Genomic DNA, 16,710 nt, shown 5'->3' with positions numbered 1-16,710 from the left:
CACCTCCGTAAAATAGAAATAGCCCCGCCTTTACCTAAGGGGGGATAAAATTCATAGATTATCCATAGATACATAGAAGACCTATGCACACATAGAATAATCATTATGAAACACCCTAATCTTTCGGTAACTGGCTGGCTTAGTGCACATGCACCTTAGCCCCTTTAGCTTTGCGTCACTGATTTTCATCAGGTTTGCCTTTATCGAGAAACAGTGTTTATTTCCGACTGTTCTCTTAATCCTATAATAGTCCCTTTCTTATTTATTAAAAATCCTACCAACCTATCATTTTTCATCGAAAATAATAGGTATTTATAATCATTATCCACTTATTTTCTAACAAAATAAATAACCACTGATTTCAATTTATTTAGGCGAATCAATCACATTACCTTTGCCTATACATAGGATGTAGAAGATACTATGAAAAAAAGGGTGTTGAAAATGCCAGCAATTGTTGGAGTTGCACAGGTCATTACACTTGGCAGCAGTTCTGTTTTCCATATTGGAGATGTATATAAAATCATGCCATTTTCTACCGCAAAAACATTTTCTGGCGCTGGTTCCTTTAACACTGGGGATAGCTTACAACTTCAAAATAATGTAAGTTCCACCAACACAACTGATTCAGATCTTTACGATCAAGGGATTGCACTAAATGCTTAATGAATGGGTGATTTTAAATGAACTTTTATATCCAGCAGTCCATTCAGATTAATTTCATTAAAATTGGCGGGATTACCAATTCCTCAGTCTTACAAATAGGCAGTGCTGGGATTATTAAACCTACGGCTCATTTATATAATACTGGCGGATTTACTGGACCTGCACCACAAACGATCAAATCTTCAGGCTCTTTATTAGGGACACCAGCAGTCCCCCTACAAGCCTCGGTAAGAGAACAGGATAAATAAGTCGCCTATCTTATGAAAATCGATACGTTTATTGGAGAAATAATTGTGAGGTGATTACATGTATCAGGATTATTCCCAATATCTTCAATGGTTGCAGATGTGTATTCAAGCTCAGGAGCAGAGAATTCTGTATTTAGAGAGTACTCTCCAAAAAATGCAAGCAGAAATCAAACAATTATGTGAAAAACAAGCCATCCATGTAGACAAAATTGAATATAAATTTGATCAACTAAAGGTAGAGACACTTGAAGGAACGTTAAACATTGGTCTAAATCCATCCGAATTAGCAGGAATTGAAGATTTTGCGGTCCAAAATCAATCCTTATCCACCCCAATCTCACCAAAACATCAAATGCAAAGATCAATGAAAATTGAGGAAGCCATTTATAGATATTTAGAATCGGATTTACCTCCGATCGTGGAAGCTACTCAAAGAGAATTGAACGTTCTACCAAATGACGAGTATTTAGCATTCATAAAACAAGACATCATTAAACAGCTTCCGAGTAGAATCGAACATCATTTAAACACCAAATCCTCGGACAATCGCACGATTGAAGATGCCCCGTCAGATGATTTAATTATTGAAGCATTAAAGAAGGAAATTCAAAATGGGGTAATGGTTTTTTTTAGTAATTTACCTGATAACCTGAAAGGGATGCATACGGAATGAACTTTGTAGTTTATAACCGCGAACTCTTTGTCCAAAACATAAAAATCACTGGGGTGTCAAGTTCCTCGTTAGTAATGGTAGGCGATACAGAGACAATCCAGTTAGCCTCTACTTTTGATACCCCTGCGGAATCATTAATTATTGGTCCTTTTGTTCCGCTTTCAGTGGAGTGAACAACATGCTGCAGAGAACCTCTTGTGTAGACACGATTAATATTAAAATCGTCTCTTTTTCCTCTACGGTACAGTTAGGGGATTCCTGTATTATAAATAGTCTTTCTAGAGCACTCGCGGTCCAAAGGGAGGTCGAAGTGTTCTATGGAAATGAAGGGAATTTATCCCCTTACAGAGTCTATTCTGAACCAATACCTTTTCTACCTATTAATGAATCTTTCACATACTCCCGTCAAAATCCAAACCCTTTAATTAAGGTTGGCCGAATTGATATTACGGGGATATCTTCAGCTTCCCTCTTGCACGTTGGGAGCAGCCGTCATATTTCCATGGAAGCTAGAATTATGCATATTCGACAGTTAAGTCCAAGTCCTAGAAATGAAGAAGACGAAGGAGAACAAGGACAACAATAAATGCATAAGTTACTCTTAAGGATATAACTAAGTTTTTACTAAAAAGGATGTTTGGTATGCCAGCGATTATCGGTCCTGTCCAAATCGTTAACGTAGGTGGCGGTATTGTGCAATTTGGCGATACGGTGTATATCTCTCCAAAGAGTGCCTCTAAGGCAAATGCAGGATCAGGTGCATTTAATACCGGTGGATTCATCGTGACGAATTCGGGATTAAGTGGTACAAATGTACTTGATACGAAAGTAGTCGATCAGCCAATTGTGGGTAATAATTAAAAAAATGACATAAACCACAAGATGGTCTATGTCATTTTTTATTGAATTAATCCTTCTCAACCTTCAAAATATAAGCCCCATCAAAGAAAAACAAATACCTCTCATTGACCTTTCTTTTCCAGATTTGTTCAATTGCACGGGTATATAAGTTAATTTGCATCTTATAGCGGTTTTCAAGAATTATCTTGGCTTGGTCAAACCCGCCTTTATAGCGATCAGTTATCCGATCTGACTTATAATCCACCAAAACCAGTCCGTCTTCATCCTCAAAGATGCAGTCAATAATCCCTTGTACAAACACAGATTCATCTTCCTCGTTCCAATTAGGATACACATCACGCGCATGCATCGAAAGTGTAAATGGAACTTCCCTGTTGATTGTTTTAGCATTAAAGTATCTTCGTCCCAAATTGGAATCAAAAAATTGAATGATCAAATTTTTATCGATGACTGCAGCTTGTTCGGGGGTTAACAATTCATTATTAACCATCCATGTTAATTGTTCTTGAAGTGATTCTTGATTCACTGTTTTTGTTAAATCGACATGCTGCATGACCATATGCATAGCAGAGCCTCGTTCGGCTGGGCTTAATTGCTTTTCCTGCATAAACTTAGGACGTTTTACGATTGATTTCTTAAAGTGGTTTACAAGGTCGGTTCCACTTTGTTCATCTGCCATTTCCCTTTGGCGCTTTATTTCCGAAACGGATTGCTTTGAACGATGGCTTGAAGCATTAGAAAACTGATATTCCCAATCTAAGCGGGACCTAATTTCTTCAGCAAATGGTGACGTAATCTCGACAAGTGCACCTTTTTGTACACGTTCAAGAAGATGATTTTCTTCTATATCTTCTTTTGTTTCTTTCTGCTTCACCTCTTCAGCACTTAGCAAAGAAATTTTCCATACGGAAGGGTGATTTGTGATTTCTTCAGGTATAAGTGGATTTATCGTTTCATTACTTCTAAATTCTTTACTATTTTGATGGCGAACAAGGGCCGGACCAATCCAATCAATATAGCTTGAAACAGCTGCCCGTTCATAATCTTTTAACAGCCATTCTGTATTGGCTGCAACATCATTCCAATGGTCAATTTTTTTGAGAGTATCTTTTAGTGTTGCGGTTAAATAAAGTTTTTCCTTTGCTCTTGTCATAGCTACATATAAGACACGCATTTCTTCGGCAAGCATTTCCATTTTCTTTTTTCGCTTAAAAGCAAGTTGTGGTAAGGAAGGATACGATATTCTTTTTTCTGCATTTACATACTTAGAAGCAAATCCATATTCTTTATCAAGCATATATGGTTTACGTATATCAGCCATATTAAAGGTTCGGGCCATTCCTGCCATGAATACAACTGGAAATTCAAGCCCTTTGCTGCTATGAATTGTCATAATTCGGACAACGTCCTCTTGCTCTCCAAGTGCCCTTGCTGCCCCGAGGTCATCTCCCCTTTCCATCATTCGTTCAATAAACCGCAGGAACCGGAACAGACCACGGAAAGAGGTGTGTTCATATTGCCGGGCTCGATCATATAATGCACGCAGGTTCGCTTGACGCTGCTTTCCTCCCGGTAAACCACCGACAAAATCATAAAACTGAGTATCGCGGTACAGCTGCCAAATTAATTCCGAAAGTGACCCCTGCCTTGCCATAGAACGCCATCCTGTCAAAAAGTCATAAAAGCGTCGCAGTTTTTCGTAACATGCAGCCGTATTCTCAGCTTGTTTACTTTTGCAAAAAGCGGTAACTGCCTCCCAAAATGAGCCTCGCTTTTGTTGAATGCGAATGATTGATAGTTCCTCCTCGTTCAATCCAACGATGGGGGACCGTAATACAGAGGCAAGAGGGATGTCTTGGAATGGATTATCAATAACACGCAGAAGTGAAATCATAATGGCCACTTCCGTTGCGTTAAAGTACCCCGTTGAGAGACTGGCGTAAACGGGAATCCCTTGCTGCTTAAATTCTTCAATGATCTGCGGCGCCCATGTCATTGAACGGAGCAGAATAACTGTATCCCGATACATGAGCGGCCGAGTAGATTTTGTTTTTGGATTATATACTGGTGCTCCAGCAGCTACTAATTCTTTAATTTTAGAAGCAATAACCCTTGCTTCAAGTTGAGATTGTTCCAGACCAACTGCATCAAATTCTTCTAGTTCCGCCTCTGTCCCTGCCTCAACTTCAGATGTCGCGGTTGATGATTCTTTTTCTTCAACGTTTTGATTAATCAGCAGAAGTTCAACTGGAAAGGGCTCATCTTCTGGATAGGGTGCACCTGCACGTAACTCTGCCGCCTCGTCATATTCGATTTCGCCCACCTTAACACCCATAATTTGTTTAAATAAATAATTGGTAGCATCGAGTACCTCACTTCTGCTCCTGAAATTTCGTGCTAAATCAATACGTAATCCCGTTGACTCTCCGTCGACTTTAAAGCGGGTATACTTGCTTAAGAAAAGGTTTGGCTCAGCCAATCGAAAGCGGTAAATGGACTGTTTCACATCTCCGACCATAAACATATTTCCATTCTGCTCTTCATTCTTCGTGACAAGTTTCAGGATGGTTTCCTGCACCATATTTGTGTCTTGATATTCATCACAATAGACTTCTTTAAAATGCCTTTGGTATGCAAGAGCCGCTTCTGATGGAAGAAACTCACCCTCAGTTGAGATTTCTTTTATCAAAATTCCAAGGCAGTAATGTTCTAAATCTGCATAATCGACAAGTCCTTTTTCCCTTTTCACCTTTGCAAACCGCTGTGAAAATTCCTTCACAAGATGTACCAATGTTTCTATTAACGGCCGCATCTCTTCCATATCACGTAAAAAGCTTTCAGGTTTTCGAGAGAATAATTCCGCTTTTATATCTTGAATTTTTTTCTTTGCTTTGTCGCGAAGTTTTTGAGCCTTATCCGTTAGTTCTTTATCAAAGTGATCACCTTTCACTTGTTTTGCCCGTGAAAATGACCAGGTCATTAATGCTTGATAAAGTGTTTCCCAAGATTCCTTTTTGGCAAGTAGAAGAGTATCAATTACCATTAAATCATCTAGAAAATTTTCGGCTCTAGGTGCTGGTCCGCCTGGCAGCTTCGTAACTTCCAGCCCCCGGTTTATCATTTCTCTAGCCGCTTCTAATTGTAGTTCAATATCAAAAAGCAGGTCCTGTATAAAAGGAAGGTCCTCTATATTTTGAATCGATGAAACATCATACATATTTATTATCGACCGTAAATATCGATCTGGCTCTGGATTTGAGCTAGCAAAATCGTAAATAGACCGAACAATATCCATTAAAGCAGCATCGCTGCGGTCATTAGTGAATGAATCCACAAGGTTAAAAAAGGCATCATTATCTTTTTGGCCATATTCTTCTTCAAATAACTCGTCCATCACTTCATCGCGGATTAATTGCGCCTCTGTTTCATCAGCAATTCGAAACCCTGGGTCTACGTCGATTAAGTAATAATATTTTCGGATGACTTCCATACAAAAAGAGTGAAGAGTTGAAATGGATGCTTTGTTTAATAAGCTGAGCTGTTTTCTTAAATGGCGAGACCTTGGGTCCGCATCAATAGCTTTTTCAAGCGCCTCCCCTATTCGATGCCGCATCTCAGCTGCCGATGCATTCGTAAAGGTCACTACCAATAATTCATCAACATCAATCGGATCTTCTTTTGATAGAATTTTTTGAATGATTCTTTCCACGAGGACAGCCGTCTTTCCCGAACCAGCCGCTGCCGCGACGAGTATGTCTCTATCTTTTGCCATTATTGCCTTCCATTGGTCATCAGTCCATGTTACATTTTCTGGCTTGGGCGGAATAGCAACCTTACTCATATTCTCGAACCTCCTTCCTAATCAATTCTAGTACATCTTCCTTCGAGTGCGGTGTGAGAACCCGGAATTGATTAGTCTCAATGGCCTCGTCAAATTGACAAACTGATTTATAAGAACAAAATGTACAAGGTGTTTTATCCTTTAATTTATATGGTGCTATATCAATCTGACCATCGATTATAGCGTTACCTGTTTTTAGATATAATTTACGGACATACGTTTTCAGGTCATCAAACTCTGATAGACTGGCAACTTTTGATTTTTTAGATAAATTCCCATCTTTTTTTATACCAGCCGCAATAATTTGTGAATCACCCGATTCAAGTGTTTTATCCATCAGCCGGATTACATTTTGATCACTTACCATTAATCCATTCATTTTAAACTTTTTCATCATTTCCTTTTCGATTTCATCAATCGTCAACATTTTGGTTGTATTAATAAAAGGATTATGAACATGGAAATAGAGAACACCTGCAGGACTGGCTTTCATCTCTACCAATTCATTCGAATGTGTCATAACAATATCAAGGTATGTTAACATTTGCAGTGCAAGCCCATAATACACTTCGCTAAAATTGACATCCTTTTCACTTGACTTGTAGTCAATAACTCGTAAAAAGACGCTGTCATCTGCAGCTTTTGCCTGATCGACTCGATCAATTCTACCAGCTAACTCCATTCTTTTCCCATTTTTCAGTGAGAATGATAATGGCGGCAGTTTTCCATTTGGTCCAAATCCTAATTCCAAACCAATAGGTGAAAAACCACTCACTTTAGCATGCTCACTTAATACAACAGAAGCACGGGTAATAATTTGCTCCAATTTCCGTTTAATATAATGATGTCGCTCTGAGCTTAATAATATTTCGTTTTGCAATTTAGGGGCTAATGTCATGACTGCTTCCTTCGAGAGCTCTTCACATTGTTTCCTTGAAAGCTCTGCCCAAGAAAGGTTTTGTTCATTGACAATATCCGCAATCTGTTTTAGGGCTGCATGAAACAACTCCCCGATATCAGGAGCCTCTAACCGATATACTTGGCGGTCCCGGAGCTTTAAACCGTGCTGAGCGAAATGAGAAAAAGCACAAGAGTTATATAGTTCCATTCTGGAAACACTAGCTTGAATGGCTTCGCCATATAATTCATCTGCTGTCTCTGTAGAAAGTTTTACTACTGGGTTCGAATAAAACAGGCTTGAAAACACTTTTTTGGCCTTGTCCTTCCCTGAACTATCAAGATAGTAGTTATAAACATCCCACCAAAGATCAGAAATTGGATATCCTCGTTTTTTCCATTGCAGTTGGGAATTGAGGTAAGACAACGTAGTTGTAAAATTTGAAATAAAACTTAGTTGACTCCGTTCCGAAACTTGTGATGGATCTGAAACGTAGAAAAGCTCATTAGCATCTGGAAACATATCTTTCAGTCTCTTAATATACGAGGAAGGAATTAACGCTTTTCCTTCATCATTCGCAAGTGGATAACACACAAAAAGGGCTTCAGATGGTGCGGTAAAAGCTTTATAGGCTAGATAGTTTTCATCGAGCAACCGTGTCCTGCTGCTAGGTGCAATATTGACCCCAGCTGCCAAAAGCATTTCCCTGTCTTCATCTGAAAGAATCCCTTCATCCGATATTTTCGCAGGCAATATTCCTTCAGTGACACCCACCACAAAGACAATTTTTATTTCATTCAGCCTTGATTTTTCTAAATCCCCAACCAAAACCTGGTCAAGTGCAGGTGGAATAAGTGAGAAATGTAAGGATTCAAAACCTGACTCTAACACCGCCGCGAATGCCTTTAATGGGACTGGCTCATCCCCGAGTATTTCAACATATTGATCGAGAAGGTCAATGACAGCATTCCAGACTTGTTCGTGCTCACGCATTTTTACCAGATTACCCTTTTCCTCGGCATCTGCCTTCCACTTTTCAAGCTTGGCTGGGACATCCAATTCCTCTAGCAATAAATAGATGGCTTCGCAGAGTTTTCGTCCTGAATCAGCTTTTTTCAATCTTCTTGATAGACGTAATATCGGCGCTGTAATCATCAGTTTTAATTCATTTAACTCTTGTTCCATCTCTTTTTCTGCATCGGTTTGAGAGTTAACCTCTAATTCCAGCCCTCTAATGCGCCGATAGCTCCAACGATCTTTTTTCGTCCATTTACTTCCGTTTATTCCGTATGCAAGACAATAATTTTCTAGTTTGTCCATTCTCTCGCGCATTTTAGCGGTATTTTCCTGAAGGGGGAATAATAATTCTGTCTTAATTACTCTAAATACCGGTTCATAGCGCCAGTAAGAATTAATCACCTCAAGACTCGATCGAATTAATTCAATTAAAGGATGGTTAAGCATCGTCCGTTTTTGGTCAATAAAATAGGGAATCTGATAATCATTGAAAACTGGTTCAACAATCTCATGATAGTCCCCCCCATTTCTGATTAACAATGCGATATCCCGGTACCTGAAACCCTTTGTTCTGACAAAATCACGAATCTCTCTGGCAATCCCTTCTATCTCGGCTCTACGATTTGCAGCTTGGCAAATATGAATTTGGGACTTATCCAAAAATGGTACTACAGGACGCGTATCAAATTTTTCTTCCAGATGACACAAGGATGGCTCAGACCATTTTTTCTGCTCTTTTAAAATGACAGGCTGTTCTATCTCGATACCATTTGCTTTAGCTAAATCATAAATGGAAAAACAAGTTCCACCAGATAAGCGGAATAAGTCTAGTTCATCAGGAGCTGAACCAAAGGATAAATGATCGGTTGTTAGTGCAATTGAAACAGTTTGGCAATGTTTCATTAATTCCACCATTACCCGATATTCCTGTGGTGAAAAACTATCAAAACCATCAATATATATTTCTGCATCTTTTAAATAGGTTGAATGGGACACTTTCTCGGCTAAGAGTGTAAAGTAATCCTCTGAATCGATATATTTACCAAAAATTTCATCCTCAAACTTTTTATAAATAATTTCTAAATCTTTGATTTTATCATTTAAGGCATTGGCCGCTGTTGCATCACCATTAGATTGGAATGCGCTCTGAATTAAATCCTCGGGTCTTATACAATATCGTTTAAATTCAGTGATCATTTGCTCAAGCTGTTTGATAAATCCAGTCTTATCGGCAGCACGTTGAAAAAGTCCTAGCTGCTCCTTTTGCTCTTCAATAATTTTGCGAATGAGCATGCTCATCCCTACACTGCTTAAATGGATTCGGCTAATCCCGCCTGTTTCTTGCAAGATCCGCCACGCTAGTCGTGAAAAACTATATACTTGAGCGCGGATCATTCCGCCGATTGCTGGGTCTGTTGCCAAGCGGTATTCAGATAAAAAAGTCATCTGTTCAGGAACGATGTAAATGATCGGTGTACCTTCTGGTTTTTCCAGAAGCCGCTCCTTTATTTCTTCGATGAACATAGCTGTTTTGCCGCTTCCTGACCGCCCGATTACCATTCTTAATGACATGTAAAAACCTCGCTTTCCACAACCACTCTTAAACTTTATATCTCCCATTCTATCATAAAATAAGCACAAACGTTTGCAATACCCATGTACAGATTCAAGCCATAATTGGTAAATTATACGGTTTTAAGACAAAAAAAACACGATTCTTCATCGTGTAAGTGCCTTCATCTCAATATTTAAAAATGGACGTCCATTTCATTTAAGGGCCAGTAGCGTAAATCGACTTTACCTACGACTTGACTGGCTGAAATAAAACCGAATTGTCGGCTGTCCCAACTTCCTAATCGATTATCACCAAGGACAAATAACTTTCCGTCAGGGACAGTATTTTCACCGGTAATTTCTTTTAAACTGAAATCACCAGTAATCCTTATTCCAGGTGATTTTTGTTTGTACACATTTAAAAATGGTTCATCATACTTATGCCCATTAATATACAATAGGTCATCTCGATATTCAATCTTGTCTCCTGGCAGGCCGATGATCCGTTTTACAAAATCCTCTTTTTCATTGGCATGAAAAACAATCACATCGAATCGATTCAATTCCCCCACTTGATAACCAAGCTTATTAACTACCAGCTTATTTCCATCCTGGAGCGTTGGCATCATTGATTCGCCTTCGACAACATAATTTGAAAAGAAAAATGTACGAATAAAAGCAAAAATAATGATTCCAATCGCAAAAGCCTTAGCCCACTCCATGCCTTCCTTTTTCCATTCAATCTTCATTAACGCTCCTCCGTTTCTCCTGCTTATAGTTTCTATCTATTTCACCATTATGGTCAGTTTCCGTGCTCTTATTCATTCGGCCTTCAATTCTTTTACCAACAATCCAAAGAATGAATATAATAAGCAATACTACAACAGTCCGAAGAGGCTTCGTCAGCAATGACTGGATATCATAGCCCACAAAACTAATTGTGAATATCATCACCATCTTCCCGATACACACAGCTAACGTGTATTGGGCAAGGCGAATTTTAGAAAGACCTGCAACTATGTTCACTACAGCTGAGGGGGTAAATGGAAAACATAGCAATAAAAAGAGGGGGCCGAATCCATGACGATCCAGCCAATCCATCAATTTACGAACCTGAGGGTGCTTGGGCAAAAAAGATAATAACTTTTGCTGCCCATACCTTCTGACTAGTAAAAATACGAGTATGGCCCCAATACAGGCTCCGAGCCATGAATATAAAAATCCTAACCAGAGTCCAAAAGCACTGGCATTAGCCATTACAAATAAAAACAATGGGAGAAATGGCAAAAAAGCTTCAATGACAATAAGCATTATGCCAGGTATGGGGCCAAGGGTTCGATATTCACGAATTAGACTCATTATATGTTCAAGCGTAAACCATGCTTTTAATGATTCAATGTCCATCCTATTTCTCCTCATTTTTTTACGAATTAGCAGTACCAATGATTACTTTGTGATAAATTGATGAAGTGCCTCTTTATTTTTTTCAACATTGATATCTAATACGGCACCTTCCCCAGCTATACGAGCATCCGAATAGCTATTTTCAACAGGAATTCGTAACGTATCAATATTTCCACGATCATTTGAAAAGAAATCCTTCGCCATAAATGTTATGTCTGAAGTTTTCATATTTGTATTCACGTAAGGAGTCACTACCCCAATAAGTTTAGGGAGCTTGGGTATCGTTTGCAGTCCCATCAATTGATCTCCGATGGCCTTAACCGCCTTTTGTTGACGTTCTACCCTTCCAAAATCCCCAATAGCATCATGACGGTAGCGGACATAACCAAGCATTTCCTCTCCATTTAATTTTTGCAGACCTGGCTCTAAAGTTACATCAATATTTTTTGACATTTTTTTCTCTACATCGATCTCTACCCCATTAGGGAATGCTTCATCGATAAGTTGCACAAAGCCTTGAAAATCGACAATGACATAGTATTGAAGGTCAATATCAAAATTTTGCTTAATCGTTTGCCTCATTAATTCTGGTCCACCGCGTGCAAATGCTGAATTAACCTTATGTTTACCATGTCCCGGAAGCTCGAGGTAACTGTCCCTCATAATTGAAGTTAATTTAAAGGTTCCTTTGTCTTCATTATAATGAACAATCATGATTGTATCTGCGCGAGACTTTTCTTTCCCTCTTGCATCACTTCCAAGCAAAAGGATATTCGTCCCCCCATACTGATCCTTTTGCCCTTCGAAAGTATAGACAATATTTGATGCCTTTTTATCAATTTTTTTTAGTGATTGGTTAACTCCTTGCTTGTATTGATAATAAGCATAGCCCGCTACTGCCCCAATTAGCAGTAAGAATACTAGTAAAACGGATGGCCATCGTCTCTTTTTCTTCACTTGATGTTTATCAGATCTCATTGATTATCACCTATTCATCCATGTTTTTTATGCTCCTAGTTATATGACCGTTTTTTCTCTTTAGGGGTTTCTTCATTTAATTCATTTTCCCCTATCAGATATCCTTCTATTAATAAAAACTTTCTCATATAACAACAGATTATTTCAATAAAAAAAGCTCGCCAAATGACGAGTTTTGTTTATGTTAAGTCCTATTGCTTTTAATGTTCCTTTTTTGTAAAATAAGGAGGAACATTTGTTCTTATTATAACGAAAGGTGTGACTGAAAAAAATGACCAGAATCCCCGAAGATGATCGAGACATAATGGAGAAGGCAATGTATTTGCCAATGGTTCTAATTATCTTAAACCGGGATTTAACCGTTGTCGAAAAAAGCCCTTTTAAATTAAAACAACCCTATTTAGATTTGATTGAGGAAACGATGAAGGAAATCCAGAAGGAATTGGCGGAAGTAAAACATTATATGAAAAAAAATAAACTTCAGGTAATTGAAACAAAACGGGACGATGCTTTTACTTTATACAGGTTTATCTATAAAGGCTACGAAGAAAACCATAATTACTTTAACCCAAGGATACGCAATAAGGTCCAAGAAATAATGGAGGCCTATTTATTAAAAAAACATCTGTCCCGTTAATTGTTAGAAATAAGCAACCTTACTTTGGATCCTTCGAATAGGCATCGTATTCTAGGGAGCTTTCCGATGCATTTATCAACTGGGGTCCATTTGCCTTATTAAAGAACTTTCTCCCATTACTTTCTATTCTTTGCATGAGCTTTGTTTTTAATAATGAAGTTCTTAACATCTGTACTTCTATTGTACTTACTGGAACTGGAAATAAATGTGATTGTTTGTTACGGAAAGTGATCATTGTCTTTTGTGCGGCTACGCGGCGATAACATTCCACATGTTCAAATGCTATCCAAATACACTCAGGTTTAAGCGGCGAAACTGTAGGGAAAAAATAGATGTGGTAAGTTGGTTCAATGATGATTGAGAGTTTTCGGAAATAACCAATTAGTTGCCGTGTTCCTCTTTTCCTGCTTTCGTAATCGACACCATAATAATTGCAACTTTTTTTAATTAGATCCAAGGGCTTAAAGGGTAACAAGAATTCATCTTCTACTTCCACTACACGTGAGTAAATTTTACTACCATATACCACCGGTTCTACAAACATCGTACGTGAATTGATTTCATAATCTTCGATCTCGATTTGCTTCAATCCATTCAACTCCTTTTTCATCTTATCCATCATATCTTAACACTCCTTGTTTTTTATTCCCTTACTTTTCTGAACTGTTCCTAAATTATTCACAAAATTTAGGCTAAATAAATATTTATCTGAAAATTATAAAAACTGAGATATTCTTCAAAAAAACCCATATAATTTTAAAAAGTATCAGAGGTGATTTTCATGAATGAAAAATCATACACGGAATTAATGAAACTTGGTGCCATGAAACGCAATCGCTTGAAAGAGAACTTTGTCCAGGATTTATACATCGACATGCTGCTGTCCGAAATTCAGCTAACAGTTGAAAGAGAAAAACTACTGCAAAAAATCGATGTGGCCATTGATTCTCGAGACAAAAAGTCATTTCTCAAGTTATCCGGGCAACTAAAGGAAATTAACAAAAAGTTTGGAACGTAATTACTTTTAACTGCCGTCATGACTGACGGCTTTTTTATTTTTCGCCAACAAAAAGGGCTGCAGACATCTAACGATGTCTGCAGCCCTTTTTTGATTTGTATCTATTTATTTCTATGCTTTAATTCGTACTCTTCAAGCGTCGATATCCGGTCAAGCATGGAAGGATGGGTATACCTGAAGATTTTTACTAATAACGGTGGATTTACTTGACTTAAACCAGAACGAGTTAATTCCTGAAAAGATGTAATCGCTGCTTCTGGATTTTTGGTCATTTCAATCGCGTATTTGTCAGCGCGAGTTTCCTGATAACGGGAAGTAAAATTAGTAAACGGACTGGCAGCAAACAGAAGCATCGAAAGAATCATAAAAAATAATGGCAGTGAACGGATATCTCTTACATCTGAGATTTTCAATTCGTTGCCCCATCGTCTTGTTGCCCAATTCATAATCCTATAGGTCAAATACAAACCGAGCAGTGATATCAGCAAGTAGCCAGCTATTCCAAAATAAATATGTTTTTCAACATAATGGCACATTTCATGAGCCATTATAAATAAGATTTGATTATCCGATAGTTTATTTAAGGTAGTATCCCACAGGACAATCCGAGCATTAGAACCAATCCCCGTAACATAGGCATTTAAAGCATTCGTTTCTTCTGACTTATTCACTTCAAATACATGAGTAGCTGGAATTTGAGCCTTTTCAGCCAGGGTCAAGATTTTTGTTTCCAATGCTTTATTTTTTAAAGGATAAAAGTCATTATATAACGGATCAATCACAACTGGCTGGAGAAACATCATAAATAATGTAAATGGAATGGATAAGAGCCATCCATACAGCCACCAGCGTTTCTGACTTTTCTTCATCAACCAGTATAATACCGGAACAATGATCAGCCACGTCCCATAATTAATCCAAAAATCTATTAACTCATCTTTCATCCAGGAAGCAAACGACTGGGTCGAAATATTATACGTTTTTGATAATTTAAAACTAATATAGCTTAATGGAAATGTCGCCAAATAAGCAAAAACAGATAGCCAAATCAGATAAATGGCTGTTTGGAGAAATTTATACCTAGAGGAGTTTTCAGCCCAATTCTTGATTGCTTTAGATAAGCCGAATAATAATATTAAGAAGTAAATAAGCCATTCTAAGGGAGTAGATAAGAAAAATAATAAATTTCTTATTTTAGAGTACTCCTCACTCAGCATAAGTTCCCTGCCATTCAAAAAGGTGGCCGGGTCAGCCTTCGATCCTTCATATTCGAAAGGAAGGCTTGAGTCAGCAAAATAAAATAAATACCAATAAAAAAACAATCCATATAGAATGTAGCCCACAACCGCATAGACTCCCATTTTTCTCGCCATGATTTGTCCCCCTTTTTGTACAAACTCTCTATACTTAGTTTAGTTAAAAAAAGACAAATTAGAACAATTAAAATGCAAGTGCCTCCGCGCTTGAGCCTAGACAAGAACAAAAAGCGCAAGCGCCCGTTTTGCGGCGTATGGACTGGAGCGCTCCAACCGAGATAAAGGAAACACGAAGAGCGGAGCGCATTCGTGCTTGACTTATCGTAGGGCGGAGAGCGAAGTACACTAGCCGCTGGGCGCTGGAGCTGGATTCAGAGAGCCATTTGAATGTATCCACCATAAATTATTTTATAATTTCCTATACAATAAAAAAGCCGGTATGAAATACCGACTTACATAAGATACGAATATATGGATAGGACAGCAATAGAACCAAGCACTACTACAATAATATTAGCTCCTAAAAAAGCCGCAATAAAAGCGGCAGCGGCCCCTAATACCCCATACCAGATATCATCCTTCTGAATAAAAATAATCGCTGGAAAAATTAACGCCCCCAGTGTAGCATACGGAACATTTTTTAATACTCCTTGAATAAAGGGTGGCAGTTCTTTCCCTTTGAATAAAACAAACGGCATCATACGCGGTATATATGTAACCAAACCCATTCCAAGAATCATCCAAACGATTTCAGTTTTCATGTCTTACACTCCGATTCCTTTTAATTACTTCAACTGATTCGATAATGATGGCTGATAAAAGGGTGGCGGTAACAATGGCCCAGCCTTGAGCCATGAGGTTTCCAATGGTAAAAATCGAATTAAATATCGCGCCTAGTACCGCTAGAAATACTACTTTTATGCTCTTTTTCATGGATGGGACTAGAAGTCCAATAAACATGGCATATAGCGCGACCCCCATGCTGTCCTGCAGGGTTTGAGGCAGGTTAGCTCCAATCAAATGACCCAGTCCAGAAAAAACTACCCAACTAGAGTATGATACCGAAATAACACCGAATAAAAAACCGGTTGCCGCCGGGCCTTCTTTTGTAGCAACCACTGAAAATGTTTCATCTGTAATCCCAAATGAATAAATTAACTTATTGAGTAGATGGTCCTCTTCAACCTTTTCATTCAGGGATGTGCTCATTAGGAAATGACGAATATTTACGATAAACGTTGTTAAAATAATTTCAAATATTCCTGTACCATAAGCGATTAGGCTCAGCGATATGTATTGGGATGCACCAGCAAATACAATTAAGCTCATTAACACCGTTTCAGATAGAGATAGTCCCGAAGTCTTAGCGAGAAGACCAAAGGTCAGCGCAATTGGAAAATAGCCAATTCCAATACTTATCCCGGCTTGAATTCCTTTTTTAAATTCTGATGATTCTTTACTAAAAGCTAGATCGGCCAACACTATTCCTCCCCTTGTTGCACTTACACATTTAAGAATAAATAATAGCAAATTTTCAGTAAAAATAAAATAAAATAAAAAAACATGGCGCGGAAGCACCATGTCAGATTGTCGACAAAAGGGGTTCGGAATGTTTACATTCCGAACCCCTTTTGACTTTTTCACTGTTTTTCCACCTAT

The 16,710-nt window shown here is 38.2% G+C and carries 17 protein-coding genes and 1 riboswitch; of the genes, 8 read left to right on the top strand and 9 right to left on the bottom strand.

Annotated features, from left to right (window positions below):
• Window positions 1–122 precede the first annotated feature (122 nt).
• A riboswitch (cyclic di-GMP riboswitch) is annotated at window positions 123–209 on the bottom strand.
• A gap of 235 nt (window positions 210–444) precedes the next feature.
• The 6 genes from FS608_RS18010 to FS608_RS17985 are packed head-to-tail and all read left to right on the top strand — an operon-like array spanning window position 445 to window position 2,448.
• The gene (locus FS608_RS18010) at window positions 445–666 is read left to right on the top strand and encodes a spore germination protein (protein ID WP_144553565.1); all 222 of its coding nucleotides are present in this window, start codon (window positions 445–447) and stop codon (window positions 664–666) included.
• Between the two features lie 17 nt (window positions 667–683).
• Window positions 684–914, top strand: coding sequence for a spore germination protein GerPB (locus tag FS608_RS18005; RefSeq protein ID WP_144553563.1), 231 nt, complete (start codon window positions 684–686; stop codon window positions 912–914).
• Window positions 915–972: 58 nt separating this feature from the next.
• On the top strand, window positions 973–1,587 hold the full coding sequence (gerPC, locus tag FS608_RS18000; protein ID WP_144553561.1) for a spore germination protein GerPC: 615 nt from the start codon (window positions 973–975) through the stop codon (window positions 1,585–1,587).
• Window positions 1,584–1,760, top strand: coding sequence for a spore gernimation protein GerPD (locus FS608_RS17995; RefSeq protein WP_144553558.1), 177 nt, complete (start codon window positions 1,584–1,586; stop codon window positions 1,758–1,760). Before gerPC ends, FS608_RS17995 begins: the two co-directional genes overlap by 4 nt.
• A gap of 5 nt (window positions 1,761–1,765) precedes the next feature.
• Window positions 1,766–2,173 (top strand): spore germination protein GerPE, encoded by a 408-nt coding sequence (locus tag FS608_RS17990; protein WP_144553556.1) that lies wholly within the window; start codon window positions 1,766–1,768, stop codon window positions 2,171–2,173.
• A 56-nt stretch (window positions 2,174–2,229) separates the two neighbouring features.
• Complete coding sequence (locus tag FS608_RS17985; protein ID WP_144553554.1) at window positions 2,230–2,448, top strand: spore germination protein; 219 nt, start codon at window positions 2,230–2,232, stop codon at window positions 2,446–2,448.
• A gap of 46 nt (window positions 2,449–2,494) precedes the next feature.
• Here the strand turns inward: FS608_RS17985 and addA are convergent, their stop codons facing one another.
• The 5 genes from addA to FS608_RS17960 form a co-directional block, all read right to left on the bottom strand.
• Complete coding sequence (addA, locus tag FS608_RS17980; RefSeq protein WP_144553552.1) at window positions 2,495–6,289, bottom strand: helicase-exonuclease AddAB subunit AddA; 3,795 nt, start codon at window positions 6,287–6,289, stop codon at window positions 2,495–2,497.
• Complete coding sequence (addB, locus tag FS608_RS17975; RefSeq protein WP_144553550.1) at window positions 6,282–9,776, bottom strand: helicase-exonuclease AddAB subunit AddB; 3,495 nt, start codon at window positions 9,774–9,776, stop codon at window positions 6,282–6,284. Before addB ends, addA begins: the two co-directional genes overlap by 8 nt.
• 176 nt (window positions 9,777–9,952) lie before the next feature.
• Window positions 9,953–10,507, bottom strand: coding sequence for a signal peptidase I (gene lepB, locus FS608_RS17970; RefSeq protein WP_144553548.1), 555 nt, complete (start codon window positions 10,505–10,507; stop codon window positions 9,953–9,955).
• Window positions 10,497–11,162: a TVP38/TMEM64 family protein gene (locus tag FS608_RS17965; protein WP_144553546.1), complete on the bottom strand. Its 666-nt coding sequence runs from the start codon at window positions 11,160–11,162 to the stop codon at window positions 10,497–10,499. Before FS608_RS17965 ends, lepB begins: the two co-directional genes overlap by 11 nt.
• A 42-nt stretch (window positions 11,163–11,204) precedes the next feature.
• Entirely contained in the window at window positions 11,205–12,140 is a 936-nt protein-coding gene (locus FS608_RS17960) for an LCP family protein (RefSeq protein WP_144553544.1), read from the bottom strand.
• A gap of 271 nt (window positions 12,141–12,411) precedes the next feature.
• Between FS608_RS17960 and FS608_RS17955 the strand changes: the two genes are divergently transcribed.
• Window positions 12,412–12,777 (top strand): YhjD family protein, encoded by a 366-nt coding sequence (locus FS608_RS17955; RefSeq protein WP_144553542.1) that lies wholly within the window; start codon window positions 12,412–12,414, stop codon window positions 12,775–12,777.
• Between the two features lie 19 nt (window positions 12,778–12,796).
• On the opposite strand, the gene FS608_RS17950 is transcribed toward FS608_RS17955, so the two are convergent.
• On the bottom strand, window positions 12,797–13,399 hold the full coding sequence (locus tag FS608_RS17950; protein WP_144553540.1) for a competence protein ComK: 603 nt from the start codon (window positions 13,397–13,399) through the stop codon (window positions 12,797–12,799).
• Window positions 13,400–13,558: 159 nt separating this feature from the next.
• Between FS608_RS17950 and FS608_RS17945 the strand changes: the two genes are divergently transcribed.
• Window positions 13,559–13,795, top strand: a complete 237-nt coding sequence (locus tag FS608_RS17945) for an IDEAL domain-containing protein (RefSeq protein WP_144553538.1) — start codon at window positions 13,559–13,561, stop codon at window positions 13,793–13,795.
• Window positions 13,796–13,896: 101 nt separating this feature from the next.
• On the opposite strand, the gene FS608_RS17940 is transcribed toward FS608_RS17945, so the two are convergent.
• The 3 genes from FS608_RS17940 to FS608_RS17930 all read right to left on the bottom strand — a co-directional run bounded on the left by FS608_RS17940 (window position 13,897) and on the right by FS608_RS17930 (window position 16,530).
• On the bottom strand, window positions 13,897–15,168 hold the full coding sequence (locus tag FS608_RS17940) for a M48 family metallopeptidase (protein WP_144553519.1): 1,272 nt from the start codon (window positions 15,166–15,168) through the stop codon (window positions 13,897–13,899).
• Window positions 15,169–15,503: 335 nt separating this feature from the next.
• Entirely contained in the window at window positions 15,504–15,812 is a 309-nt protein-coding gene (locus tag FS608_RS17935) for an AzlD domain-containing protein (protein WP_144553517.1), read from the bottom strand.
• Window positions 15,802–16,530, bottom strand: a complete 729-nt coding sequence (locus tag FS608_RS17930; RefSeq protein ID WP_144553515.1) for an AzlC family ABC transporter permease — start codon at window positions 16,528–16,530, stop codon at window positions 15,802–15,804. The genes FS608_RS17935 and FS608_RS17930 overlap by 11 nt, the downstream gene beginning before the upstream one ends.
• Window positions 16,531–16,710: the final 180 nt, after the last annotated feature.

Source organism: Bacillus sp. X1(2014), assembly GCF_007678255.1.
This window is presented reverse-complemented; position numbering and strand designations above follow the sequence as displayed.

Bases quoted from the DNA above. Each gene is read 5' to 3' on its own strand.
- FS608_RS18010 (WP_144553565.1), top strand. From the start codon at position 445: ATGCCAGCAATTGTTGGAGTTGCACAGGTCATTACACTTGGCAGCAGT.
- FS608_RS18005 (WP_144553563.1), top strand. From the start codon at position 684: ATGAACTTTTATATCCAGCAGTCCATTCAGATTAATTTCATTAAAATT.
- gerPC (WP_144553561.1), top strand. From the start codon at position 973: ATGTATCAGGATTATTCCCAATATCTTCAATGGTTGCAGATGTGTATT.
- FS608_RS17995 (WP_144553558.1), top strand. From the start codon at position 1,584: ATGAACTTTGTAGTTTATAACCGCGAACTCTTTGTCCAAAACATAAAA.
- FS608_RS17990 (WP_144553556.1), top strand. From the start codon at position 1,766: ATGCTGCAGAGAACCTCTTGTGTAGACACGATTAATATTAAAATCGTC.
- FS608_RS17985 (WP_144553554.1), top strand. From the start codon at position 2,230: ATGCCAGCGATTATCGGTCCTGTCCAAATCGTTAACGTAGGTGGCGGT.
- addA (WP_144553552.1), bottom strand. From the start codon at position 6,289: ATGAGTAAGGTTGCTATTCCGCCCAAGCCAGAAAATGTAACATGGACT.
- addB (WP_144553550.1), bottom strand. From the start codon at position 9,776: ATGTCATTAAGAATGGTAATCGGGCGGTCAGGAAGCGGCAAAACAGCT.
- lepB (WP_144553548.1), bottom strand. From the start codon at position 10,507: ATGAAGATTGAATGGAAAAAGGAAGGCATGGAGTGGGCTAAGGCTTTT.
- FS608_RS17965 (WP_144553546.1), bottom strand. From the start codon at position 11,162: ATGGACATTGAATCATTAAAAGCATGGTTTACGCTTGAACATATAATG.
- FS608_RS17960 (WP_144553544.1), bottom strand. From the start codon at position 12,140: ATGAGATCTGATAAACATCAAGTGAAGAAAAAGAGACGATGGCCATCC.
- FS608_RS17955 (WP_144553542.1), top strand. From the start codon at position 12,412: ATGACCAGAATCCCCGAAGATGATCGAGACATAATGGAGAAGGCAATG.
- FS608_RS17950 (WP_144553540.1), bottom strand. From the start codon at position 13,399: ATGATGGATAAGATGAAAAAGGAGTTGAATGGATTGAAGCAAATCGAG.
- FS608_RS17945 (WP_144553538.1), top strand. From the start codon at position 13,559: ATGAATGAAAAATCATACACGGAATTAATGAAACTTGGTGCCATGAAA.
- FS608_RS17940 (WP_144553519.1), bottom strand. From the start codon at position 15,168: ATGGCGAGAAAAATGGGAGTCTATGCGGTTGTGGGCTACATTCTATAT.
- FS608_RS17935 (WP_144553517.1), bottom strand. From the start codon at position 15,812: ATGAAAACTGAAATCGTTTGGATGATTCTTGGAATGGGTTTGGTTACA.